The organism is Pseudomonas sp. PF05, assembly GCF_056521845.1.
The window spans coordinates 1-25,926 of record NZ_JBWLPW010000009.1 but is presented as its reverse complement, the minus strand read 5'-3'; the positions used below and the strand labels follow the sequence as shown (position 1 = coordinate 25,926).

The window sequence follows — 25,926 nt, the reverse complement described above, 5'->3', positions numbered from 1 at the left end:
GCTCCGGGAAGGCGATTGGCGAAGATTGGCACAGATTGAACGCCCTGTAGAGATCCCCACAGATCCCCATGTGGGAGCTTGCTCCCACAATGGGTTCAGGGTGGCTGCTGTTTCGCGTCAATCATCCATCCGGCCAAAACGCCCGGAGTGGAAATCGTTGAAAGCCTGGTGGATTTCCTGTTCGCTGTTCATCACGAACGGACCATGGCCGACGATGGGTTCGTCGATCGGCTCGCCACTGAGCAGCAGCACCACCGCATCGTTATTGGCTTGCAGGCTCAATTGATCGCCAGCACGGTCGAACAGGGCCATTTGCCCGGCCTCGACCCGTTCGCGGCCATTGGCCTGGACCGAGCCTCGCAATACCACCAAGGCGGTGTTGTGGCCTTCGTGCAGGTCGAGAATGAGATTTTTCCCGGCATTCAAGCGGATGTCCCAGACGTCGATGGGCGTGAAGGTCCTGGCGGGGCCTTGATGCCCTTCGAAGCGCCCGGCGATCAGGCGCAGGCTGCCGGCGTTGTCCTTCAGGGCGATGTTCGGAATGTCGCCCTTGAGGATCGTCTGGTAACCGGCCGGGGCCATCTTGTCCTTGGCGGGCAGGTTGACCCACAGCTGGACCATCTCCATGAACCCGCCCTGCCGGGCGAAGGTTTCGGAGTGGAACTCTTCATGGATGATGCCGGACGCAGCGGTCATCCATTGCACGTCGCCAGGGCCAATCTTGCCGCCGCTGCCGGTGGAATCACGGTGCTCCAGCTCGCCCTGGTAGACGATGGTCACGGTTTCGAAACCGCGATGCGGGTGCTGGCCGACGCCACGACGCTCGGTGGTGGGCGTGAATTCAGTAGGGGCGGCGTGGTCCAGCAGCAGGAATGGGCTGACGTGCTTGCCCAGGTTGTCATAGGAAAACAGCGTGCGAACCTGGAAGCCATCGCCAACCCAATGGGGCCGTGGACTGGTGTAGAGGCCGATGATGTTTTTCATGCTGTGTCTCCAAAAATCAGGTGCTGCGATTTAATGGGCACAGCTTAGAACCGACACCTTTGCAGCACTAGACTGCAAAAATCGGCTTTAGCGTTCTATACAGAGAACGATCAAAATTCTGTGGGAGCGAGCTTGCTCGCGATGGCGGTGTATCAGCCGAAGATGCATCGACTGACTGCTATCGCGAGCAAGCTCGCTCCCACAGGTTTAGGGTCGGCTCATTTAGAGGTGATTGCGCTTGGCAAACTCCGACAACCCCACCAACGATTGCAGGCCAAGCTTTTCCAACAGCCGAGTCTTGTAGGTGCTGACGGTTTTTGGGCTCAGGAACAGGCTTTCGGCAATGTCCTTGCCACGCATGCCCAAGGCCAGCATGCGCAGGATGGATAACTCGCGGGTAGAAAGACTTTCCAGGGCCTGCTGTTCGCTGCGCTGCTGAAAGTCCAGCCTGACGGACATCTGCGGAAAATAGGCATAACCGGACTTCAAAGCCTGGATGGCCTTGGTCAGTTCCTTGAGGTCGCTTTTCTTGGTCACAAAGCCACGGGCCCCGGCCGAAATGCAGTGGTTGCAGAAGTGCTGCGCATCCTGGGAAGTGAACACCAGCACGCTGCATTCAGGGAACTGGGCCATGATCCAGACCAGCAGGTCCAGGCCATCGAAACCGTTCATCACCAGGTCCAGGATCACCAGGTCTGGCACACGTTCCTTGATGAGGGCCCGGGCGTCGGCCACGCCGCTGGCGTCCCGGATGTGGGGGAACGCCTCATTCTGGCAAATAAGCCGCAACGCCCCTCGTATGACAGGGTGGTCATCCACGATCAACACGTCTTTCAAGGCAATTCCCCAGGTCATTACAAACGGCACCGGCGCCATGGCTGCACCGGACTCTTGCATAAGCGCCAGGCCGTGCCACCTGTCAGATCCGACAGTGCAGACCAACGGTCTTTCTCAGCGCCCATGGCCCTGCCTGAGGGGGTGCGTCCAAGGTTGCAGCGACTCACTGGCGTGAGGATCGACCCATTCCATCAGGCGCTGCAGGGAGGCAAGATCAGGCAACGGCGCCTGGCTCAGGTGCATGCTCGCTCGGCGCGCGACCGGCACCGACGACAGGCTGGCCGGTTGCGCGTTGTAAATCATCCCGTGACGAACCTGCGGGTTATAGATAACAAAATCGTGCAGGTCCAACGCCCCGCTTGCCAGCCCGGCATTGATGACAATCAGGTCGAACGGCTCGCTGCCGTACTCCACCAGCGTCAGCAACTCTTGCACATGGCTCACGGGGACAATCCGGAAATAGCCCTGTTGATTGAACAGGCGCTCCAGCACGATTCGATGAGCATGTTGTGGGTCGGCAATCAGGATACGGAGTGCTTTGTTCGGCATGGCAAGCTTTCCAATAGCAACGCGCCAGGTAGAAACCGGCTCAAGAACATTCAAGGGCCGTCAGGCTAGAGGAAGCTCTTGAAAGGCGATGTAGGACTATTCCCAAAATGATGACGGACGAGGCCCCTGCGACGAGGGAACCTGTCCTGCGCTCGACGCTGGTGTAGGAGCTGGCGAAGCCTGCGATCTTTTGATCTTTTGATCTTTCGCTTGGGATTCAAGTGTCTGGGGAAAGATCGCAGCCTCGTTGCACTCGTCAGCTCCTACAGTTCCTACGGCCCCTACAGCTCCTACTTTCCCATGTAGATCTTTAGTTGCTCGGCCAGGTGCTTGATGGCTTGGCGAATATCTTCCACGGCTTGGGCGAGCAGCAAGGTGTCGCCTCCCCGACAAGCGCTTTCCAGCGCCTCGCAGGCGGCGATCAGGCGTTGCGCCTGGACGATCCGCGCCCCGCCCTTGATCCGGTGCGCCAGGTCCGCCAGGCCCGGCAAGTCCTGTCGGCTGGACAGGTGCGACAGTCGCGCTTGATCGTCGGCATTGCTGCTGACCAGTTCCTCCAGCAGCGCCCTGATGGCGGTCGTGTCGCCGCCGGTCAGTTGCTCCAGGCTGGTCAAGTCAACGCCGGGCTGCGGCGCCCCCACGTCCGGCGTGACCGAAGCCAGGCTCGCATTGAGCTCCCGAAGGCTGATGGGCTTGAACAGGCAATCGTCCATTCCGGCCTCGGCGCAGCGGTCCTTTTCCTCAGCTTGGGCGTTGGCCGTGAACCCCAGGATCACGCCGGGCGACAGGTTTTGCGCACGCTCTTCGTCGCGAATGGCCCCCGCCAGTTCGTAGCCGCTCATCAAGGGCATGTTGCAGTCGGTGATGACTACATCGAAGTGTTCGCTGCGCCAGGCGTGCAGACCTTCGACACCGTTCTGCGCCTCCTGGACACGATGGCCCAGGTAGCCCAGTTGCTGGGACAACAGCAAGCGGTTGGCCGGGTAGTCGTCGACCACCAGGATATTCAGCGCCCGGCCCGGCACCAGCGCCTCGGCCTCGGCAGGCGGCGCGGCCGGCAAGGCATCGAGCACCGGCAGGTCCAGCAGAATCTCGACCTGCGTGCCCTCCCCCATCACGCTGCGCAACGTCAGGGTGCCGCCCATCATTTCGCACAACGTGCGACTGATGACCAACCCCAGCCCGGAACCGCTGCGGGCCGACTGGGTGGTGTGGGTGGCCTGGGTAAAGGGGTTGAACAGGCGGCGCTGGTCCTCAGGCGAAATCCCGCAGCCGGTGTCCTCGACGCGCAGGCAAATGCCCAGGCGCCCGTGTTCAGCGTCCGGCTCGCCGCGCACGCTCAGGCGCACCTCGCCCTGGTCGGTGAATTTGATGGCGTTGCTCAACAGGTTCGAGACGATCTGCTTGAAGCGCAATGGGTCGATCAACACGTCACGGTTGACCCCGGCGTCCAGCACCCGTTGCAGGCGCAGGTGCTTCTGCCGCGCCAGGCCCTCGAAAATCCGCGCCACCGACTCGGTCAATTCGTGCAGATTGGCCCGTTGCGGCGCCAGCGACAGCTTGCCCGATTCGATGCGGGCGATGTCGAGGATGTCGCCGATCAAATCCAACATGCCATGGGCGGCCCCCGACGCGACCTCGATGGCGAACCGGTCCACGATGCCCTGGTCGGCTTTTTTCAGGGCCAGTTCCAACAGGCCGATCACCGCATTCATCGGTGTGCGGATCTCATGGCTCATGGTCGCCACGAAGGTGGTCTTGGCCCGATTGGCGTCATCGGCGCTTTGCTTGGCGACACGCAATTGCTCCAGCAGGCGCCGCAGGTAAATGACCCAGCCCAAGGTCACCAGCAACAGCAGCGCAGCGACGGTGAACCCCTGGAGAATCGTGGTGCGGTTGCGCAGCCAGTAACTGTCGTCGATCACCACCTCACTGCGCCAGCGGTTGGTCAGCTCGTCCATCTCTTCGGGAGAAATGCTCAACAGCGCCTTGTCGAGAATCGAGTAAAGCTCCAGTGCGCCCCGGTTCGTCGCCAATGCGACGCGCGCCGGCAAAGTGCCGACGGTACTGGTGACCTGCAGCTTGTCGCGGTATTGGCGGGAGATCATGTAGCGGGCACTGATCAGCGGATTGATCGCAGCGTCCGCCGTGCCGGCGGCGACCATGGCCATGGCGTCGGCGTTGTTTTGCGCCGTCACCAATTGCACGCGGGGGAACTGTTCGAGCAGGAACTCGCGCAACACGTTGCCGCGCACCAGCGCCAGGCGCTTGCCAGTCATCTGGTCCAGGGTTAGCGGGCCCTCGGCCCGAGCGGGCACCACCAGCACGAACGGGTTCGTCAGGTACGGTCGGGTAAAGCGCAATTCGTCTTCGAGTTCGGTGCTGGGTATGGCGGTTGCCAAGACGTCGGCCTTGCCGCTCTTGATCTGCCCGATCAAATCGTCAACCGAGCCGCCACGCTGCACATCGAACTTCAAACCGGTGCGCAAGCTGACCCTCGCCAGCACATCGGCGCCGATGCCGCGCAAATGGCCTTGTGCATCGAAGAACGTCAGCGGCAGGAAGTTTTCGTTGACCGCCACCTTGATCCGCGGATGAGCGTCCAGCCAACGCTGCTCCTTGACGCTGAAATGCAGCACCTGCTGACCCGGCATGCTCGCGCCGCCGGCACTCCAGCGCCTCAGGATGCTCATGTGTTCGCTGGCGGGGATGGCTTGCAGCGCGGCATTGATGATGCGCAACAGGCGCGTGTTGTCGCGGCTGACCGCGAAGGCGAACGGCTGCACTTCCATGCGCGAGAAATCGGCCAATTGAATATTGTTAAGGTAGTTCTTGCTGATCAAGTAGTTGGAACTGATCGAATCTCCCAGATAAACGTCGGCCTGACCAAACGCCACGGCGCCGATGGCGCTCAAGGTCGAGGGGAACAGCTGCAAGGAGGCCTCGGGATAAAAGGCCTCGACCGTCTCCGGCGGCAAGTAGTGGTACAGCATTGCCACCCGCTTGCCCGCCAGGTCGCTGGGCAGGTCCTGGCTGTCGTTGATCCGGGCCACGAGCGTCGGCAGGTCATCGGCATAGGGCCGGGACATCGCCAGGTCCCGATCGGCGGCTTCGAAGCCGTTGGCGGTGCCGAGCATATCGATCTCTCCGCCGCGCAGGGCCTGGAGCGATTCGGCACGGGATGGATAACGCTGGACCTGCACCTTGACGTGCAAGAGTTGCCCGAGCAATTGCGCGTAGTCGGCGGTCAGGCCTTCATAGTCGCGACCATTGCCGGTGATGCTGAACGGCGCGTAGTCCGGTGCCGAGGCGCCCAGTTGCAACGTGCCCTTTTGGCGCAGCCAGGTCCAGTCGGCATTGTCCAGGGACACCGAATAATCGCTCACATTGGAGCGCCCGAGCACCTGCAGCACCTCGGGCGCCGCGCCCACCGTTGGCGCCACACTCACTGAGCCCAGCAACAGCGCCACCAGGCCTGTGCGTAAAAACAGCATCATCTGGTCAGGTTGTTTCGTTTGGCGTAGTCGGCCCGGCGCACACCGACTGCACGTTCAGTCAGGGTGACCGGCTGATGGGTTCAGACTGCCAATACGGGGGAACAGCGAACCGAGCCTTTCAAACAGCAGGAGGCTGTGAAGTGAGTGTAGGAAGTTTCTGAAGAATTTCCTGACTGGCTTGCGGTTGTTTTGTAGGAGCTGGCGAAGCCTGCGATCTTTTGATCTTTCACTTGGGACTCAAGTGTTTGGGGAAAGATCGCAGCCTCGCTTCGCTCGACAGCTCCTACACAGCGGCGAGCAACTGATCGCGCACCGGACGTGCCTGTCCGCGATTGTTCCCGTGCTCATAGAGCGAGCTGGCGATTTCATCGGCGCGCACCGGCAGGATCGACAGCAAGGTGTCGCTCAGGCCATGGCTGGCCTGGCAGAAGCCCTGCATGTAGATCGCCGCCTTGCAGCGCTCGTCGGTGATCAGCTTGTAGTTGCGATCCACCTCGAAATCCCCCAGGTATTGCGCCAACGGCTCCAGCAAGGTGCGGTGCATCTGCCGTTCGTAACCGGTGGCCAGCACCACGGCGTCGTAGCAGCGCACCGTCAGTTCGCCCGTGGCGTTGTTGCGCACCGCCAGTTCCACGCCAGCGTCGGTGGCCGTGGCGCTCTCCACGGTGGTGAGGGTGCGGAATGCATGCCGGGCCACGCCAGAGACTTTCTGGCGATAGAAAATCCCGTAGATGCGTTCAATCAGGTCGATGTCCACCACCGAATAGTTGGTGTTGTGGTACTCGTTGACCAGGCGCTCGCGCTCGCTGTGGGGTTGCTGGAACACCAGGTCGGTGAACTCCGGCGAGAACACTTCGTTGACAAATGGGCTGTCGTCCGCCGGCTTGAGGGCCGAGCCGCGCAGGATCATGTCGACCTGCACCGAGGGGAAGCTGTCGTTGAGGTCGATGAAGGCCTCCGCCGCGCTCTGCCCACCGCCGATGATGGCGATCTTCATCGGCTGGCCCTTCACGCACGGCTGACCCGCCATGCGCGCCAGGTACTGGGAATGGTGGAACACCCGCGCGTCATCCTTGAACGCCTTGAACGCCTCGGGAATGCGCGCCGTGCCGCCGGCACTGACCACCAGCGCCCGGGTGGTACGAACCCGTTCCTCGCCCTGGGCACTGCGGGAAATCACCCGCAGCGCCTCGACCTGCTGGTTGTACAGCAGCGGTTCGATGCGCAGCACTTCTTCGCCATAGCGACTCTGTTCGGTGAAGTGCCCGGCCACCCAGCGCAGGTAGTCATTGAACTCCATGCGGCACGGATAGAAGGTGCCGAGGTTGATGAAGTCCACCAGGCGGCCATGGTGCTTGAGGTAATTGACGAACGAATACGGGCTGGTGGGGTTGCGCAGGGTCACCAGGTCCTTGAGGAAGGAAATCTGCAACTCGCTCTGGGTCACCAGGGTGTTGCCGTGCCAGCGGTAGTCGGCCTGTTTGTCGAGGAACAGCACGTCCAGTTCACCCTGGACCGGCCCCCGCTCCTGCAGCGCAATGGCCAGCGCCAGGTTCGAAGGGCCAAAGCCGATGCCGATCAAATCGTGAACGATGGGCGATGCAATTGCCTGTGTCATGTCCAGTGTCCTCTGGAAAAGCCCTCAACAGGGCGCGAAAAGCCTGGGGTGACCTGCCCAGCGTTTAGGGGCCAACAAGTCGTGTGTTGAGAGGAACGAGGACAATGAAAAAAAATTTACCGCGATGCGACCGGCGTGGGCAGATTAATGCGCGTCCCACTGCCGCACGCGAACGCGGCAGTGCTTCATGGCGTTGACGATGTGTTTTTCCACCAGTGCCCGGGAAATGCCCAGGCGCTCGGCGATTTGCGGATGGGACAGGCCTTCGAGCTTGCGCAGCAGGAAACTTTCGCGACACAGCGGCGGCAGCTCGGCCAGGGCGCGCTGGAGCATGTCCAGGCGTTGGCCATGGTCGAGGCTGGTCTGGGGCGACGGGGTGAAGAAGCGCTCTTCGCTGTCCAGCACCTCCAGGGATTCGACCTGACGCAGGGTATTGCGCCGATGCCCGTCGATCACCAGGTTCAATGCCGTGCGATAGAGGAATGCCCGGGGCTGTTCGATGGGGGTGTCGCTGGCGCGCTCCAGCACCCGTACATAGGCGTCATGCACCACATCCTCGGCCGCCTGGCGGTTGCCTAGCCTGGCGTTCAGGAAACACACCAGCTCGCGATAGTAGTTTTCCAACATGACTCCCGTGCGCAATGGCTGCGACCGCTATCCCTGTGCCCACTCGGCATGCCTGGAACAGGCAATGGCACGATGGTGGCAGATTCAATCGCGTAATTTATAGTAATTCTCATATAGATTTAAAGCTTTGGTTTGTATCGGGCCTGATTCATTCGGATAAATGAGGCGCCAGGGCCGCTTTTGTGGCGAGGGAGCTTGCTCCCGCTGGGTCCTGTAGCTGTCGAGCGAAGCGAGGCTGCGATCTTTTGATCTTTCGCTCTGGACTCAATTGGCAGTGGAAAGATCGCAGCCTCGCTTCGCTCGACAGCTCCTACAAGTGTTTCACACCAGTAAATTCCCGCCCCGAGCACTCGTTTACCAGAACAGCCTCCCGTCCCTGCCCTTCCTGGGACGGGCCCGATATCACCGGCCGGAACCCTGCATGAAACGTCCCCGCCCTACCCGACGCGCCTGGCTTCTCACCTTCGCCCTGCTTCCGGCCGTGGCCTTCGCCGCGTGGCAAGCGGTCGCGCCAAGCCGTGCGCCCCTGGTCACCGCGCCCGTCACCCGTGGCGATATCGAAAACAGCGTCACCGCCCTGGGCACCCTGCAACCGCGGCGTTATGTCGACGTCGGCGCCCAGGCGTCCGGGCAGATCCAGAAGATTCATGTGGAAGCCGGCGACGAGGTGCGCGAAGGCCAGTTGCTGGTGGAAATCGACCCGTCCACGCAAAAAGCCCGGCTCGACGCCGGGCGTTTTTCAATCGAGAACCTCAAGGCCCAGCTTCAGGAACAGCGCGCCCAGCACGACCTGGCGCAGCAGAAATTCCGCCGCCAGCAGCAACTCAAGGCCGGCGGCGCTACCCGTGAGGAAGACGTGCAAACTGCCCAGGCCGAAGTGCGAGCGACCAAGGCGCGCATCGACATGTTCCAGGCCCAGATCCGCCAAGCCCAGGCCAACCTGCGCAGCGACGAGGCTGAGCTAGGCTATACGCGCATCTACGCGCCGATGAGCGGCACCGTGGTCGCCGTCGGTGCCCGGGAAGGCCAGACCCTCAACGCCCAGCAGCAAACCCCGTTGATCCTGCGCATCGCGCGCCTGTCGCCGATGACCGTCTGGGCCGAAGTCTCGGAAGCCGACATCGGCCACGTCAAACCGGGCATGGTCGCGTACTTCACCACCCTGGCCGGCGGCGCCCGACGCTGGAGCAGCACCGTTCGCCAGATCCTCCCGGTGCCGCCACGTCCGCTGGAAGCCAGCCAGGGCGGCAGCCCCAGCGGTGGGCGCAGCGGCAGCGAGCGGGTGGTGCTCTACACCGTCTTGCTCGACGTCGACAACGCCGACCGCGCGCTGATGACCGACATGACCGCCCAGGTGTTTTTCGTCGCCGCCCAAGCCAAAAACGTGCTGACCGTGCCCATCGCCGCCTTGCAGGACGCCGGCCAGGTGCGGGTGCTGGCCGACAATGGCGATGTCCAGCCACGCACCGTTCGCACCGGCGTCAGCGATCGACTGCGTACCGAGATTGTCGACGGCCTGAGCGAAGGCGACCGGGTGCTGATCGGCCCGGCCAGCGGCAGCGGAGGCTGAATGAACACGCCCCTGATCGAACTGCGGGACATTCGCAAGGCCTATGGCGGTGGCGACAGCCCTCGGGTGGAGGTGCTGCGCGGCATCGACTTGTCCATTCACGCCGGGGAGTTCCTGGCGATTGTCGGCGCGTCCGGCTCTGGCAAATCCACCTTGATGAACATCCTCGGCTGCCTCGACCGCCCCACCAGCGGCGAGTACCGTTTCGCCGGCGAAGACGTCGCCGCCCTGGGCAGCGACGAACTCGCCTGGCTGCGGCGCGAAGCGTTCGGTTTCGTGTTCCAGGGCTATCACCTGATTCCCTCCGGCACCGCCCAGGAAAACGTCGAGATGCCGGCCATCTACGCCGGCACCTGCGCCGCCGAACGCCACGCCCGGGCCAGCGCCCTGCTCGACCGCCTGGGCCTGGCCAGCCGCACCGGCAACCGTCCTCATCAACTGTCCGGCGGCCAGCAGCAACGGGTGTCGATTGCCCGGGCATTGATGAACGGCGGCCACATCATCCTCGCCGACGAACCCACCGGCGCCCTCGACAGCCAGAGCGGCATCGAAGTCATGGCCTTGCTCGACGAACTGGCGAGCCAGGGCCATGTGGTGATCCTGATCACCCACGACCGCGAAGTGGCGGCCCGGGCCAAGCGCATCATCGAGATCCGCGACGGGCTGATCATCAGCGACAGCGCCAACGCTTTGCCGAGCGAGGTGCCAGCCAACCCAAAGGCACTGCAAGCCGTGGACCTGCGCCAGCGCCTGAGTGCCGGCAGCGAACACAACGGCGCCTGGAAAGGTGAACTGGTGGACGCGGTACAAGCGGCATGGCGGGTGATGTGGATCAATCGCTTTCGCACCGCCCTGACGCTACTGGGCATCGTCATCGGCGTGGCCTCGGTGGTGGTCATGCTGGCCGTGGGCGAAGGCAGCAAGCGCCAGGTCATGGCCCAGATGGGCGCCTTCGGCTCGAACATCATCTACCTCAACGGCACCGCGCCCAACCCGCGCGCCGCCAAGGGCATCATCAGCGAGTACGACCTGGCCGCCCTCGCCGCCCTGCCCGAAGTGCAACGGATCATGCCGGTCAACGGTGCCAACGCCAACGTGCGCTTCGGCAACCTCGACCACACCAGCTACGTCGGCGGCAACGACACCAACTTCCCAACCATCTTCAATTGGCCGGTGGCCCAAGGCGGCTACTTCAGCGAGGCCGATGAACGCAGCGCGACGGCGGTGGCGGTGATCGGCCACAAGGTCCGGCAAAAACTGCTCAAGGATGTCGCCGACCCCATCGGTCGCTACATCCTGATCGAGAACGTGCCGTTCCAAGTGGTCGGCGTACTGGCCGAGAAAGGCGCCAGCTCCGGGGATTCGGACGCCGACAATCGCGTCGCCATCCCTTATTCCGCCGCCAGTGTGCGGCTGTTCGGCACGCGGCATCCCGAGTATGTGGTGATCGCCGCCAAGGACGCGGGCAAGGTCAAGCAGGCCGAGCAGGCCGTCTCGCGGACGCTGTTGCGCCTGCACGACGGCAAGCAGGATTTCGAACTGACCAACAACGCCGCGATGATCCAGGCCGAGGCGCGCACCCAGGGCACACTGTCGCTGATGCTCGGCGCCATCGCCGCGATTTCGCTGCTGGTGGGCGGCATCGGCGTGATGAACATCATGCTCATGACCGTGCGCGAACGCACCCGCGAGATCGGCATCCGAATGGCCACCGGCGCCCGCCAGCGCGACATCCTGCGCCAATTTCTCACCGAAGCGGTGATGCTCTCGGTGGTCGGCGGGCTCGCCGGTATCGGCCTGGCCCTGCTGGTGGGCGGCGCCTTGCTGCTGGGCAAGATCGCCGTGGCCTTCGAATGGCTGGCGGTGTTCGGCGCCTTCGGCTGCGCGCTGGTCACCGGCGTCGTCTTCGGTTTCATGCCGGCCCGCAAGGCCGCCCGCCTCGACCCGGTCACGGCCCTTACCAGTGAATGAACCCCACGCTATGAAAGTCCACCTGACCCTCCTGGCCGCCAGTCTTTTACTGGTGGCCTGCGGCACCCCCTTGTCGGCACCGGACAGCGGCCTCCAACCACCACCGGCCTGGCAGAACCTCGATACGCCCGGCGCCCGAGCGGATAACCAACAATGGTGGACGCACTTCGGCAGCCCGCAATTGAACCGCTTGATCGAGCAAGCGCGCCTGGACAGCCACGATCTGGCCGCCGCCATGGCCCGGGTGCGCCAGGCCCAGGCCAGCGCGGTGATCGCTGGCGCGCCATTGCTGCCAGCGGTCACAGCCGGGCTCAACGGCAACCGCCAGCAATTGCTGCGCGGCAAGGGCTACAGCCAACTGGACGTCAACCGGGACAACCGCACCATCGATTACTACGACGCCAACCTCAGTGCCACTTATGAGCTGGATTTCTGGGGTGGCAAACGGGCGGCCCGGGACAGTGCGCTGAAGACGCTGTCGGCCAGCCAGTTCGACCGCGCGACCGTGGAATTGACCCTGCTCAGTGGCGTCGCCAACAGCTACACCCAGGCGTTGTCCTTGCGCGAGCAACAGCGCATCGCCGAACAGAACCTGGACAACGCCCAGCGCGTGCTCGACCTGGTGCAGACCCGCTACGACGCCGGCAGCGCCACGGCCCTGGAACTGTCCCAGCAAAAAAGCCTGGTGGCGGCCCAGCAACGCCGCTTGCCCCAAGTGCAGCAACAAGCCAGCGAGGCGTTGATCACCCTGGCGACGCTGTTGGGGCAACCGGTGCAGTCGCTCACACTCGACGATGAAAACTTCGATCGTCTGCACTGGCCGGCCATCGATGCCGGGGTGCCCAGCCAATTGCTGCGCCGTCGCCCGGACATCGCCGCCGCCGAAGCCCGCCTCGCCGCCGCCCAGGCCAACATCACCGTCGCTCGCGCCGCCATGCTGCCCAGCGTGACCCTGGGCCTGAGCCTCGCCACCGGCGCCGACATCGCCGACCAGTTGCTGCGCAACAACGTCTACAACCTCGGCGCCGGCCTGGCCGCGCCGATCTTCAACAACGGCCGCCTGAAGGCCGAACGAGACAGAACCACCGCCCGCCAAGAGGAACTGCTGGCGCTCTACCGCGCCGCCATCATCAACGGCTTCGCCGACGTCGAAAAAGCCCTGAACGGCATCAACGGCCTGGACCGCCAACGGCAGTGGCAAAGCGAAGAACTGCACCAGGCCCAGACCGCCTTCGACATCGCCCAACGCCGCTACCAGGCCGGCGCCGAAGACCTGCTCACCGTGCTGGAAACCCAACGCACCCTCTTCGCCGCCCAGGACATGAACGTGCAGCTGAGATTGGCGCGGGTGCAGGCGAGCGTGGCGTTGTACAAGGCGTTGGGTGGGGGTTGGCGGGCGATGTAAGCCACGCCACGCCCACAAGACACGTAATACAGTGTGACTTGGGTTATCCCCTGTGGGAGCAAGGCTTGCCCGCGATGCGGGCGACACGGTTTCAGGGGGACCGAGGTGCCTGCATCGCGGGCAAGCCTTGCTCCCACAGATCAATCTCCTAACCACAAACTGAGTGTTCGACTTTGGCTCTGTTTATCGGACCATGTAGGACTCCCGAGCGAGGCTACGTTGCCTTGCGTCATTGCCTACAACTACGCCAGAATCCGCCGGCTTGTGCGCCTAACCTCCTGTCGATAACTTGTTTCCCGTCACTGCCCATCAGTGATCGGGTCTGCAAGCCCGACGAAATACCAGGCGCATAGCCACAAGCCAATCGACACATCCGTGTCGCTCAATGGCGGCTGTGTGCGGGAGACCTTCGGGTCTGCCGGGTTCCTGGTTTCCCGGTCTTGCAGACCCGCGCATAGCTGCCACCCATCATCTGCAAGTGATGTATGGCAGCGCCCTTTGGATAATCAGGAGCTGCACCATGTTCAAGATCACTCCCAATCCCCCCGAAGACGAGTCCAAAAAACTCAACGAAGCCGCCGACCGCGCCCTCGCCTTTTACCTCGATCCCAAACCCGAAAAACCCACTCCACCACCGGGCCAGTTGTTCACCGTGGCTGAAAGCGCGGACCTGGAATGCCTGCTGGCCAACCTCAGCGAAACCCTCGCCTCGGTCAATGTCATGGCCAACGAGCTAGCCTTTGATCTGGAAGGCGCGCGCCGGAGTTTTGCCCTGGGCATCCAGCAGATGGTCGAGCTAAGTGAGCTGCTGGCGAATCGCGCCTTGGACATCGCCGCACCGCGATAAGTACCCGCGTCATTGTGCAGGGCTACGTCCCGTAGGAGCTGACGAGTGCAACGAGGCTGCGATCTTTCCCCTGACGCTTGAGTCCCAAGCGTCAGATCAAAAGATCGCAGCCTTCGGCAGCTCCTACAGGGTACAGCCCAGCGGGAGCAAGCTCCCTCGCCACAAAAGCAGTCATTCACACAGCCCAGACTCGGTCAGTTCGGGCCAGGGCTCACACCGGTTTGGATTTGAGATTGCGCGCATACCACGGCCGCTGCGGCACGCGGCGGAACAGTTCGGAGAGCTTTTTGTCATCGCTGCCGAAGGTGATGCGCAGCGCCAGTTTCATGGTTTCCGGGTCCATTTCCACCGAACGCCCGACCTGCAACCCCGGCGTGGTGCTGCAACCGTGGGTGACCGGGCCCAGCCAGGGGTCGGCGATTTCGACCCAGCGGCCCGGAGCGAACCAGGGCACGCCGTTGACCTGAAGCCGGCTCACTTCCCCCGGGTGGAAACGTTCATGGGCGCGGAACCAGTCTTCGAGGCGGTCATCGATCCAGCCGTGGAAGGCCCAGAACACCGGGTTCACGTGGGAGGAAAACGGATCGCCGAGAAAGTCGTTTTCCGGGGCGAACCAGCGCTGGGCGAAGTCCGCCGGGTCGCGGGCGAACGGCACCGGGTGGCCGTTGGACGGGTCGCGCGGCACCGAGGCCCAGCGCATGTGCAGCCAGTCGTGCAGGCCCAGTTCCACTTCCGAACCCAACTGGCCCAGGGTCAGTTTCGACAGGTAGCGCGGGTCGCGGTAGCGCGATTCCCAGACCTGGAAATTGCTGTGGTACGTCTCGGCGGTCTTGATGTCGCTGACCCACTGGGCGTACTGCTCGTCTCCCCTGGCCAGCCAGGTCGGCGGCAAGGCCGTACCATCGTGGTTGTCGAGGTAGCGGGCGAACCCAAGACGATCGCGCTCAAGCTCCGGTTGCGGCAAGGGGAAGTGCGGCCACGACGGCAGCGGCTGGAACGAACGCGCCGTGCCGAGCATGTGCCGGTGCATGAAAAAGAAGTCCACGCCCGAGCCATTGCGATCCTTGCGCTTGCCGCGAGCATCACGCTCCTGGTCCCGAGGCCCGGGCTGCCAGCCGATGCCGCGCAGGGCGTTGCGCTTGTCCTCGTCCAGGGTGTGCCATTTGTCCCGCGTGGCATGCCAGAGCTGGTGGAACAGCCGATGCTCGGGCGACACCAGCCAGGCCAGCAGCGGCGGGCTCAGCGGCGTGCGTTCCCGGGCTTCGGGGAAACGCTGCTTGAGGGCGATGAAATGATTGTCCTGTTCAGGCAGCGCCAAGGGACGGTCCAGGCGCCACACACGACCGCTGAGGGTGGCGCTGCCGGCATTGCCAAAGCTGGCCCAGACTTCGTCCAGGGTCATGATGAATTCATAGTCCGGCGCGCCCTGTCGAGCGCTCATCAAGCGCCAGCTCAACTGCTGCGGATCGCTGCCGGCCAGGTCCCCCAGCACCCAATAACGCGGCTCATCGGTGCCGCGCAAGCGTTCGGCCGTGTCGAGGTAGCCCACCAGGCCACGGCCCCTTTGGCCGATATCGAGGAACAACTGCAGATCGTCCTCGGGCAAGCCTTCGAGACCAGCGTCGCGGCCGGTGAAACGGATCGTCCAGATGCCCCGCAACGTATCGGCCCGGCGCTGGCCCGCTACGTCAGCCACGTCGAACGAGGCCTCGCCGGGGGTGATGGTCGGGTCCGGCCGGGTCAGTTCGCGATGCCCGTAATACACCGCAGGCACGGCGGCACCGGTCAGCGCCAGGCCTGCCATGAACCATCGTCGAGAAATCGTCATTGCCTTACCTGTGTCCAGCCCTGGAGCGGGCTTTATCCAAGCTAGAACGATGGGTGGGCTGACAAATTTATAGGCTGCTGTGAGCGCCTCATCGCGAGCAAGCTTTGCTCCCACAGGTGAACCCCATTGCAATTGCACTGTGGGAGCAAAGCTTGCTCGCGATGGCGGCCTTGAGAACGCCTAAATTTCCCGCCCGATCGCTCGTTCTCCCCAGATAGCAAAGGCCCCCGCGCCTGTCCTTCCAAGGCGAACCTGACTGAGATCGGCAATGACAACACCTCGTTCGAAAAAGGCTCTTTTCATCGGCCTGCCCCTGGCCCTGGCATTGGCTGTCGGTGCAGGCGTCGCGGCTTGGGACCATTGGTGGCGAGACAACCCCGGCTATCCGGTCAAGGTGATGAAAGAGGCCAGGGAGCTGCACGAACGCCTGCTGTCCTTCGACAGCCACATCACCGTGCCGCTGGATTTCGGCACCGCCGGCAACGAAGCCGACAAGGACGGCAAGGGCCAGTTCGACCTGGTGAAAGCCAACCGCGGCCACCTGTCCGGCGCGGCCCTGACGGTGTTTGGCTGGCCGGAGTTGTGGAACGGTCCCAACGCTCCGCACAAGCCCACCGCCGGCTTCGTCGAAGAAGCGCGCAACCAGCAGGAAGTGCGCTACAAGATCATCACCGGCATGGTCCGCGACTTTCCCAACCAGGTCGCCATCGCCTACACCCCGGACGATTTCCGGCGTCTGCACGGCGAAGGCAAGTTCGCGATCTTCATCAGCATGCTCAACGCCTATCCCCTCGGCCATGACCTGAGCCTGCTGGACCTGTGGACAGCGCGGGGCATGCGCATGTTCGGTTTCAGCTACATCGGCAACAACGACTGGGCCGACTCCTCCCGTCCGCTGCCGTTCTTCAACGATTCGCCCGACGCCCTCGGCGGCCTGTCGGACATCGGCAAGCAAGCGGTGACGCGCCTGAACGACCTGGGTGTGATCATCGACGTGTCGCAGATGTCGACCCAGGCCCTGGAGCAAGTCGCGCAACTGAGCCGCACGCCGCTGGTGGCCTCCCATTCGGCGCCACGGGCGATGGTCGACATCCCGCGCAACCTCAGCGACAAGGAAATGCAACTGATCAAGGCCAGCGGCGGCGTGGTGCAGATCGTTGGTTTCTCCCAGTACCTGCGCCCGCTGACGCAAAAGACCCAAGACAAACTCAACGCCCTGCGCGAGCGCTTCGACCTGCCGCCACTGCCCAACCTGGCGATGGCGCTGATGCCCGGCGACCCGATCATCGCCGCCTGGCCGGAACAGAAGTTCGGCGAATACGCCGGCCAGCTCTACGGCATCCTCGAAGACGAACCCAAGGCCAGCCTCAAGGACCTGGGGGACGCCATCGACTACACCGTACGCAAGATCGGCATCGACCACGTCGGCATCAGCTCTGATTTCAACGAAGGCGGCGGCGTGAAAGGCTGGGAGAACGTCGGCGATATCCGCAACGTCACCGCCGAACTGCTGACCCGCGGCTACTCCGAAGCCGACATCGCCAAACTGTGGGGCGGCAATTTCCTGCGGGTCTGGGACCAGGTCCAGAAAGCCGCCCGCCCCGCCATCGCCTCGACCCAGCAGGCGATCCAGCCATGAATGAACGTCGCACTTTCCTCAAGCAGGCCGGAATCCTCGCCGCCGGCCTGCCCCTCGCCGCCAGCCTGCCCGCCACGGCCAGCGCCGATCCTCTGCCGCCGCTGCCGAAGAATAAATGGGCACAACTGCGCTCGCTGTTCGACCAGGACCCGGACTACCTGCACTTCTCCAATTTCCTGGTCACCACTCACCCGCGTCCGGTGCGCGACGCCATCGAAAAGCACCGCGCCGCCCTGGATAAAAACCCGGGGTTGTTGATGGACTGGGACCTGGGCGTCACCGAAGAACGCGAGGAAAACGTCCGCACCTGGGCCGGCCGCTACCTGCAAGCGAGCCCGAAGCAGATCGCCCTCACCGGCAGCACCACCGAAGGCCTGTCGATGATCTACGGCGGCGTCCATGTGGCGGCCGACCAGGAAATCCTCAGCACCGCCCACGAACACTACGCCACCCACACGATTCTCGACCTGCGCACCCAACGGACTGGCACACGGGTGCGCAAGATCAAGCTGTTCGAGAACGCCCACGACGCCAGCCACGAACAAATCCTCACAGCCATCGACCGCAACATCCGCCCCGAAACCCGGGTCCTGGGCATGACCTGGGTGCATTCGGGCAGCGGCGTGAAGCTGCCGATCGACAAGATCGGTGCCCTGGTGGACAAGCACAACCAGGGCCGCAGCGACGAGCAGCGGATCATTTATGTGGTGGACGGCGTGCACGGTTTCGGCGTCGAAGACCTCAGTTTCCCCGAGATGAATTGCGACTTTTTCATCGCCGGCACCCACAAGTGGATGTTCGGCCCACGTGGCACGGGCCTGGTGTGCAGCCGCAGCGAAGAGCTCAAGTACGTCACGCCGATCATCCCGACCTTCTCCGAAGCCACGGCGTTTTCCACCGTCATGACCCCGGGGGGCTACCACGCCTTCGAGCATCGCTGGGCGGCGGACGAGGCGTTCAAGTTGCACCTGCAACTGGGCAAGGCCGAGGTGCAGGCGCGCATCCATGCCCTCAACAGCTATCTGAAAAAACAGTTGGTGGTACAGCCGCAGATCGAGCTGGTCACGCCGCTGAGCCCAGACCTGTCCGCCGGCTTCACCTTCTTCCGGGTCAAGGACCGCGACAGCGACGAGGTGGCTGCCTACCTGATGAAGAACCGCGTGATCGCCGATGCCGTGCATCGCGATGCGGGGCCAGTGGTCCGTACCGCGCCGGGGCTGCTCAACACCGAAGCCGAGATCGATCGCTTCATGGGATTGCTGGGCAAGACACTCTGAACCTGACTTATCGAGAGAGATGGATGAACAGTTTTTCGCTGAAGCTACTCCCGGCACTGGCCCTCGCCGCCCTGCTGCCCTCCAGCGCCCAGGCCTCGCAACCGGGCCAGGTCTTTCGCGACTGCAAGGACTGCCCGGAAATGGTCGTGCTGCCCACCGGCACCTTCCAGATGGGCACCCCGGAAAACGAAGTGGGACGCGAGCCCGACGAAGGCCCGATGCACCCGGTGACGTTTGCCAAGCCGCTGGCGATCAGTCGCTTCCAGGTATTGAAAGGTGAATGGTTCGCCTACCTGCGCGACACCGGCTACTCGATGCCCGACGGCGACAAACGTCCCGGCCGCGCCTGCAAGGCCGGCATCCCGGACTACCAGGGCAGCGACCCGCGCAAGCAGTACACCGACCGACATCCGGCGGTGTGCATGGATTTTTCCGAGGCCAATGCCTACGTGGCGTGGTTGTCGAAAAAGACCGGCAAACACTACCGACTGGTCAGCGAGTCCCTGCGCGAATACGCAGCACGCGGCGGCAGCACCGGGCCGTTCCCCTTCCCGTTCGACGAGGGCAAGGACTACAGCATCGCCCAGCACGCCAACACCTACGGCGCGGCCGACGGCTACAACTTCACCGCCCCGGCCGGCAGCTTCGCGCCCAATGCCTTTGGCGTGTACGACATGCACGGCAACGTCTACGAGTGGACCGCCGATTGCTATAACGAAAATTATGTGGGCGCCCCGAGCGACGGCAGCGCCTGGCTCAGCGGTGATTGCAAGGCACGCCGCATCCGCGGCAACGACTGGGGCGAAGCGCCGGTGTTCTCCCGCTCGGGCAATCGCAATGCGGTGTACCCCGATGCACGGGGCGATTGGCTGGGGTTTCGGGTGGCGCGGGATATGTAAACCGGCAAGCTCAGCCAAATACCTTGTGGCGAGGTGATTTATCCCCGCTGGGCTGCGAAGCAGCCCCCAAAAAGGCAACACCGATCAGCCAGAAATAACGCGGTGATTTCATTGGGGCTGCTTCGCAGCCCAGCGGGGATAAATCCCCTCGCCACAGGTGAGTCGCTCGTCTGGACCGATGCAGTAGGCATCACTAAATCCCTTCCCCCAACAATCGTTCTACAGGTGGGCGCGCCCCAACCGGCGTGCCGCCGTCCTCCAGCCCATGCGGTGAATGCCCGCGATGGCCTTCGCCCTTTTCATCAAGCAGGGAAACCTCCATGAGCCAACCAACACGCGGGGTGATCAGTGAATTGTTCGTCCTGCTCAAACCCTTCCGGCTGATTGTCGCAGGCTCCATCTTCTTGGGCATGTTGGGCGGCCTGAGCATCACCGCCCTGCTGGCCACCATCAACGACGCCCTGAACGCCGCGGCCAAGCCCACGGCCCAGACGCTGATGACGTTCGTGGGACTCTGCGCGGTGGCCCTGCTGACCTCGATTGTTTCCGACATCGGCACCAACCATGTCGGCCAGAACATCATCGCCGGGTTGCGCAAATCCCTCGGCAAGAAAGTGCTGCTGGCGCCCATCGAACAGATCGAGCGCTTTCGCAGCCATCGACTCATCCCGGTGCTGACCCACGACGTCAACACCGTCAGCAATTTCGCGTTTTCGTTCGCACCGCTGGCCATCGCCTTCACCGTGACCCTCGGTTGCCTGGGTTATCTGGCCTACCTGTCACTGCCGATGTTCTTGCTGTTACTGGTGGCACTGGTGATCGGCACGGTCGTGCAATACGTCGCCCGGGGCCGAGGCATCCGGGGTTTTGAAGACGCCCGCGAGGCCGAAGACGCGCTGCAAAAACACTACAGCGCAATCGCCGCCGGGGCCAAGGAGCTGCGTATCCATCGCCCACGCCGCCAGCGCATGTTCAGCCAGCGCATCGAAGCCACCGCCGACTACATCTGCGACACCAATATCCGCTCGGTCAACACCTTCGTGGTGGCCAAGACCTTCGGCTCGATGTTGTTTTTTGTAGTCATCGGCCTGGTGCTGGCCCTGCAATCGCTGTGGCTGGGCACCGACAAGGCCGTGCTCAGCGGTTTCGTGCTGGTGCTGTTGTACATGAAGGGCCCACTGGAATACCTGGTGATGACCTTGCCGGTGATCAGCCGGGCGAACATTGCGTTCAAGCGCATCGCCGAACTGGCCGAACAGTTTTCCTCACCCGAACCGCACCTGCTGCTCAATGACAAATGTGTCGCCAAGCCGACGATCCAGCAGCTTGAATTGCGTGACGTGCATTACGCCTTCCCGGCGGTCGACGGCAGCCAAGCCTTTGCCCTTGGACCGGTCAACCTGTCCATTGCCCAGGGCGACATTGTGTTCATCGTCGGCGAGAACGGTGGCGGCAAGACCACGCTGATCAAGCTGCTGCTGGGGCTCTATGCCCCCCAGGGCGGCGACATCCTGCTCGACGGCGAGCCGGTGCTGGCGGCCCAACGTGACGATTATCGCCAACTGTTCACGACGATTTTTGCCGATTACTACCTGTTCGATGAACTGGTCCAGGGCGATCAACAAGTGCCTGAAAATGCCAACCGCTACCTGGAACGCCTGGAAATCGCCCATAAGGTCAGCATCCGCGACGGTGCCTTCAGCACCACCGACCTGTCCACTGGCCAACGCAAACGCTTGGCATTGCTCAACGCCTGGCTGGAAGAACGCCCGGTGCTGGTGTTCGATGAATGGGCCGCTGACCAGGACCCGGTGTTCCGCCGCGTTTTCTATACCGAACTGCTGCCGGAACTGAAGGCGCTGGGCAAAACCATCATCGTCATTTCCCACGACGATCGTTACTTCGCTATCGCCGACCAACTGATCCGGATGCAGGCCGGTCGGGTCGTCAGTGAAAAGGTCCCGGCAGCCTTTGCCTGAGCCTGTCCGACGCAATGCTGTTTACCGCGAGAACACCATGAACGAACTGCTAGATGATGATCTGCTGACGCTGCTGCTGGAGGATGTCGCTGGCGACAGGCAGGAAAGCTCCCCCCGGCTGGACCGCGCGCCCTTGTCTTTCGCCCAGCAACGCTTGTGGTTGGAGCAACAGCGCGACCCGACCCGTTCGGCGTACAACCTGCCACGCGCCCTGCGGCTGACGGGCGAGCTCAATGCCGACGCCCTGGAGCAGGCACTCAATCGCGTCATCGACCGCCACGACATCCTGCGCACCGCGTTCATTGAAGTCGACGGCGCCGCGACCCAGGTGGTCGAGCGCAACGTTTGCCTGACCCTGCACCGGGAGAATCTCGGCACGCTCGACCAGCCGGCACGCGCCCTGGCGCTCTCCCAGCGCATCGAGCAGCACGCCCGGCAACCGTTCGATCTCACCCAGGCGCCGCTGATGCGGGCAACGCTGCTGCGGCTGGGCAGCGACGAACATGTGCTGTTGCTCAACATGCATCACATCGTCTCCGATGCCTGGTCCAATACGATCCTCATGCAGGACATGACCCAGGCCTATGCCCAGGCCTTGCTCGGTGATCCGTCAGCGCTGCCGCCGCTGTCCATGCAATACACCGACTACGCCACCCACCAGCGAGGCGAATATTTACAGAGCGCAGCCTGCCAGCGCAGTGGCGAATACTGGAGCAATTACCTGGGCCACGACCTGCCCACGCTGGAGCTGCCCCAGGATTTCCCCCGCGCCACCCGCCAGCAACCGATGGCCGGACGCGTGCATGTGACGCTTGCCCCGGCAATGACCCAGGCCCTGGAAGCGTTCTGCCAACGCCAGGGGCTGACGCCTTTCGTGGTGGCGCTGGGTGCCTGGCAATTGTTGCTGGGCCGCTACAGCAACCAGAACGACTTCACCGTCGGCGTCCCCAACGCCAACCGCAACAGCCAGGAAAGCCAGGACCTGGTGGGGTTCTTCGTCAGCAGCCAGGTGTATCGGGCGCGGATCGACTCGGCCCGCAGCGTGCTGGCGTTTCTTTGGGACTTGCGCGCGCAGTCCCTCGCCGCGCTTGAACATGCCGACTACCCACTGGAGCTGATCCTTGATCAGTTGCAACGTCCCGGCGTACAGAGCGCCAACCCGCTGTTCCAGGTCTTGTTCAACTGGCGCACCGGCACGCCCCCACTGCCGGCGCCGACCCGAGGTCAACTGGCGCTGGAGTTTCTCGATACCGGTGACAGCCAGGCCAAGTTCGACTTGTCGCTGGATGTCGACTATTCACAGCAGCAGATCGTGGCGACATTCGAATACCGCCGCGATCTCTACCGCGCAGACACCATCGAGCGCATGGCCGAGCACTGGCAAAACCTGTTGCGGGGCCTGATCGAGACGCCCGAACGTGCCCTCGGCGAACTGCAATTGCTCAACGCCGATGAACAGCAGCAAACCCTGGACCACTGGAACCGCCAGCCGACCCGACTGCATCGCGGACAGTGCCTGCACCAGTCGATCGAAACCCATGCCGCCGCCACGGGTGACGCCATCGCCCTGACTTTTGAAGGGCAGCACATCAGTTACGCCGAGCTCAACCGACAGGCCAACCAATTGGCCCATCGGCTGATCGCCCAGGGCGTCGGGCCCGACGTGCTGGTCGGCATCGCCGTCGAGCGCACGCCGCAGATGATCATCGGCCTGCTGGCGATCCTCAAGGCCGGTGGTGCTTACGTACCATTGGACCCGGCCTACCCGGCCGACCGCCTGGCCTACATGATCCAGGACAGTGGCGTCACGCAGATCCTGACCCAGGCTCATCTGCGTGAATCGCTGGCGCTGCCCGCTGGCATAGCCTGTCTGCTGCTGGATCAGGTCGATGCTGCTAGCGTCGGTCCCGAGCACAACCCGGATGTGCCGATGCACCCGGATAACCTGGCGTACGTGATCTACACCTCAGGCTCGACCGGCCAGCCCAAAGGCGCATTGCTCGCCCACCACAACGTCAGCCGATTGTTCCAGGCCACGGACCACTGGTTCAGTTTCGGTCAGCAGGACGTCTGGTGCCTGTTTCATTCCTATGCCTTCGATTTTTCCGTGTGGGAGATTTTCGGGGCCCTGCTGCACGGCGGTCGACTGGTCATCGTGCCCCATGCCGTGAGCCGTTCGCCGGAGGATTTCTACGCCCTGCTTTGCCAGGAAAACGTCACGGTGCTCAACCAGACGCCCTCGGCATTCAAGGCGTTGCTACAGGTCGCCTGCGCGCCTCGGCAGCCTCTCGTCCAGCGGTTGCGTCAGGTGATTTTTGGCGGCGAAGCGATTGATGTGCAGAGTCTGCGCCCCTGGTTCGAACGCTTCGGCGACCAGACGCCGCAGTTGATCAACATGTATGGCATCACCGAAACGACGGTGCACGTCACTTGGCGACCGCTGTCGATGCATGACGTGCACAGCGAGGCCGCGAGCCCTATTGGCGAGCCTATCGTCGACCTGTCCTGGTACCTGCTCGACGCGCACCTGAACCCGGTGCCCAAGGGTTGCATCGGTGAGTTGCACGTTGGCCGGGCCGGCCTGGCCCGCGGCTACCACCGGCGCGCCGACCTGACCGCCACACGGTTTATCCCCGACCCGTTCGACCCGCTGCCGGGTGGCCGCCTGTATCGCACCGGGGACCTGGCCCGCTACCGCACCGACGGCAGCATCGAATACATCGGGCGCCTGGATCATCAGGTCAAGATCCGTGGATTCCGCATTGAACTGGGTGAAATCCAGGCACACCTGCAAACCCTGCCGGCGGTGCGCGATGGTGTCGTGTTGACCCATGAAGGCCCCGGCGGCCTGCAACTGGTCGCTTACGTGATTGCCACGCAACCGGCCACGGCCGAGTTACGCGAAGGTCTGTTGACCGCGCTCAAAGCGCAGTTGCCGGACTACATGGTGCCCAGCCATCTGTTGTTCATCGACCACTTGCCGCTCAATGCCAATGGCAAGCTCGACCGCAAGGCCTTGCCGGAACCGGACGCCCGTCTCTGGCATTCGAATTACCTGGCACCCCGCACGCAGCTGGAAGAAGCCCTGGCGCAGCTCTGGCAACAGTCCCTCAAGGTTGAGCGCGTGGGGATCAATGACAGTTTCTTTGAACTGGGCGGGCATTCGATCCTGGCGATCGAGCTGATTGCCCAGCTCAAGGCCCGCCTGAATATCACCGTGCGGCTGCAGGAGTTGCTGGCCAACCCGAGCGTCGCCGAGCTGGCCCTGTTCATGTCGCAAAAGCACCGCGAACAGAGCCCATGCCTTGTCGAATTGAACAACGCCCCCGCCACGGCACCGCGGTTATTCTGCCTGCATCCCAGCGGAGGCATCGTGTTCTGTTACCAGCCGCTGGCGCGCAAACTCCAACATCGGGCTCGCACCGTTGGCGTCATGCACCGCGGCTTCAGCGAACCCCACGCCGGGCCTGAAGCCTGGCGCGAGATGATTGCCGATTACAGCCAGGAAATCGTCAAGGCCCAGGCGCAAGGCCCCTATTACCTGATGGGCTGGTCGTTGGGCGGCGCCATCGCGCTGGACATCGCGGCGACACTGGAAAGCCAGGGCCACACCGTGAGTTTTCTCGGCTTGGTGGACGCCACGATTCCTGAACATCTGTACCCGGCAACATTGTCGCGTCATCGGCATTTGCCAGGCGCTGAGCAAGTCGACCCGGCCTCCCAGGATCTGCTTGAGGCCATCGAATATTTCGACCTGCTGTTTCCAACCCTCACCGAACGCACGGCGGCTTACCGACGGGAACAACCCGACAGCACGGTCCAGGCCTTCCATGAATGGGCCACCCTTCAGATAGAGTCGGGGCGAGGCGATTTGCTGTCAATGGTGCAGCGCGTCAAGGATGAAGTCATGAACGCCCAGGCGTTCTCCGTGCATGATCGGTTGCTGGAGGCCTTTGCTGGGTTCACGTTCAAACCGGTGCGGATACGACCCAGTTGCTGGTGGACACAGGCGGAGAAAACCCCGGGGGAACTGGCATTCTGCGAAGCCCTGCTCAAGGAATACAGCCTGACGGGTGAGTTGCAATGCTCGGTGCATTCTCCGTTGCGTCATCGCAGTATGATTTTTGATGATGCGTTGCTTGATTCGCTGGTCGAGGGTTTTCTGGCCAATGCGGTGGGAGGGATATAGCGCCATAGGGTTTGTGTTTTCCCCGAACTTTGGTGTGAATATCCGTTGCTGCGGTAACGGCGGCTTAGGGTTCCGCCCTGACGGCGGGTCACTTTCGAAAAGCGCGAAAGTAACCAAAGCGCTTCTGCCCCACCACTCGGTGCCTCGCCTAGGCTCGGCATACCCTCACTCCGGCATTGCTCCGTGGGCCCGCCGCGAAGGGCCATCCAT

General features: G+C 63.1%; 16 protein-coding genes. 9 read left to right on the top strand and 7 right to left on the bottom strand.

Annotated elements, in window-relative coordinates:
• Window positions 1-117: 117 nt before the first annotated feature.
• The 6 genes from AC09SL_RS16110 to AC09SL_RS16085 all read right to left on the bottom strand — a co-directional run bounded on the left by AC09SL_RS16110 (window position 118) and on the right by AC09SL_RS16085 (window position 8,112).
• Window positions 118-984, bottom strand: a complete 867-nt coding sequence (locus tag AC09SL_RS16110; protein ID WP_058546865.1) for a pirin family protein — start codon at window positions 982-984, stop codon at window positions 118-120.
• 222 nt (window positions 985-1,206) lie between these two features.
• Window positions 1,207-1,821 carry a response regulator transcription factor gene (locus AC09SL_RS16105; RefSeq protein ID WP_058546872.1) on the bottom strand — a complete coding sequence of 205 codons (615 nt, stop codon included), beginning with the start codon at window positions 1,819-1,821 and terminating at the stop codon, window positions 1,207-1,209.
• A 114-nt stretch (window positions 1,822-1,935) separates the two neighbouring features.
• Complete coding sequence (locus AC09SL_RS16100) at window positions 1,936-2,370, bottom strand: PleD family two-component system response regulator (RefSeq protein WP_058546864.1); 435 nt, start codon at window positions 2,368-2,370, stop codon at window positions 1,936-1,938.
• A gap of 290 nt (window positions 2,371-2,660) precedes the next feature.
• Complete coding sequence (locus tag AC09SL_RS16095; RefSeq protein ID WP_058546863.1) at window positions 2,661-5,867, bottom strand: transporter substrate-binding domain-containing protein; 3,207 nt, start codon at window positions 5,865-5,867, stop codon at window positions 2,661-2,663.
• A gap of 283 nt (window positions 5,868-6,150) precedes the next feature.
• On the bottom strand, window positions 6,151-7,485 hold the full coding sequence (locus AC09SL_RS16090; protein ID WP_058546862.1) for a lysine N(6)-hydroxylase/L-ornithine N(5)-oxygenase family protein: 1,335 nt from the start codon (window positions 7,483-7,485) through the stop codon (window positions 6,151-6,153).
• A gap of 144 nt (window positions 7,486-7,629) precedes the next feature.
• Window positions 7,630-8,112 (bottom strand): sigma-70 family RNA polymerase sigma factor, encoded by a 483-nt coding sequence (locus AC09SL_RS16085; protein ID WP_058546861.1) that lies wholly within the window; start codon window positions 8,110-8,112, stop codon window positions 7,630-7,632.
• 421 nt (window positions 8,113-8,533) lie between these two features.
• Here AC09SL_RS16085 and AC09SL_RS16080 point away from each other — a divergent pair, with 421 nt between their 5' ends.
• From AC09SL_RS16080 to AC09SL_RS16065, 4 genes are all read left to right on the top strand, one after another.
• Complete coding sequence (locus AC09SL_RS16080) at window positions 8,534-9,682, top strand: efflux RND transporter periplasmic adaptor subunit (protein WP_058546860.1); 1,149 nt, start codon at window positions 8,534-8,536, stop codon at window positions 9,680-9,682.
• Window positions 9,683-11,653, top strand: a complete 1,971-nt coding sequence (locus AC09SL_RS16075) for a MacB family efflux pump subunit (protein ID WP_058546859.1) — start codon at window positions 9,683-9,685, stop codon at window positions 11,651-11,653.
• A 10-nt stretch (window positions 11,654-11,663) separates the two neighbouring features.
• Entirely contained in the window at window positions 11,664-13,058 is a 1,395-nt protein-coding gene (locus AC09SL_RS16070; RefSeq protein ID WP_058546858.1) for an efflux transporter outer membrane subunit, read from the top strand.
• A 520-nt stretch (window positions 13,059-13,578) separates the two neighbouring features.
• The gene (locus tag AC09SL_RS16065; RefSeq protein ID WP_058542397.1) at window positions 13,579-13,905 is read left to right on the top strand and encodes a DUF6124 family protein; all 327 of its coding nucleotides are present in this window, start codon (window positions 13,579-13,581) and stop codon (window positions 13,903-13,905) included.
• Between the two features lie 211 nt (window positions 13,906-14,116).
• On the opposite strand, the gene pvdP is transcribed toward AC09SL_RS16065, so the two are convergent.
• Window positions 14,117-15,733, bottom strand: coding sequence for a pyoverdine maturation tyrosinase PvdP (gene pvdP / locus AC09SL_RS16060; RefSeq protein WP_058542423.1), 1,617 nt, complete (start codon window positions 15,731-15,733; stop codon window positions 14,117-14,119).
• A gap of 268 nt (window positions 15,734-16,001) precedes the next feature.
• Here pvdP and pvdM point away from each other — a divergent pair, with 268 nt between their 5' ends.
• The 5 genes from pvdM (at window position 16,002) to AC09SL_RS16035 (ending at window position 25,716) form a co-directional block, all read left to right on the top strand.
• Complete coding sequence (gene pvdM / locus AC09SL_RS16055; protein ID WP_058542422.1) at window positions 16,002-17,372, top strand: pyoverdine-tailoring dipeptidase-like protein PvdM; 1,371 nt, start codon at window positions 16,002-16,004, stop codon at window positions 17,370-17,372.
• Window positions 17,369-18,649: a pyoverdine-tailoring periplasmic protein PvdN gene (pvdN, locus tag AC09SL_RS16050; RefSeq protein WP_058542421.1), complete on the top strand. Its 1,281-nt coding sequence runs from the start codon at window positions 17,369-17,371 to the stop codon at window positions 18,647-18,649. The genes pvdM and pvdN overlap by 4 nt, the downstream gene beginning before the upstream one ends.
• Window positions 18,650-18,672: 23 nt before the next feature.
• Window positions 18,673-19,548, top strand: coding sequence for a dihydropyoverdine dehydrogenase (pvdO, locus tag AC09SL_RS16045; protein WP_058542420.1), 876 nt, complete (start codon window positions 18,673-18,675; stop codon window positions 19,546-19,548).
• Window positions 19,549-19,868: 320 nt separating this feature from the next.
• Complete coding sequence (locus AC09SL_RS16040) at window positions 19,869-21,527, top strand: cyclic peptide export ABC transporter (RefSeq protein WP_064106994.1); 1,659 nt, start codon at window positions 19,869-19,871, stop codon at window positions 21,525-21,527.
• Window positions 21,528-21,564: 37 nt separating this feature from the next.
• Window positions 21,565-25,716: a non-ribosomal peptide synthetase gene (locus tag AC09SL_RS16035; RefSeq protein ID WP_058542419.1), complete on the top strand. Its 4,152-nt coding sequence runs from the start codon at window positions 21,565-21,567 to the stop codon at window positions 25,714-25,716.
• The last annotated feature ends 210 nt before the right edge of the window (window positions 25,717-25,926 follow it).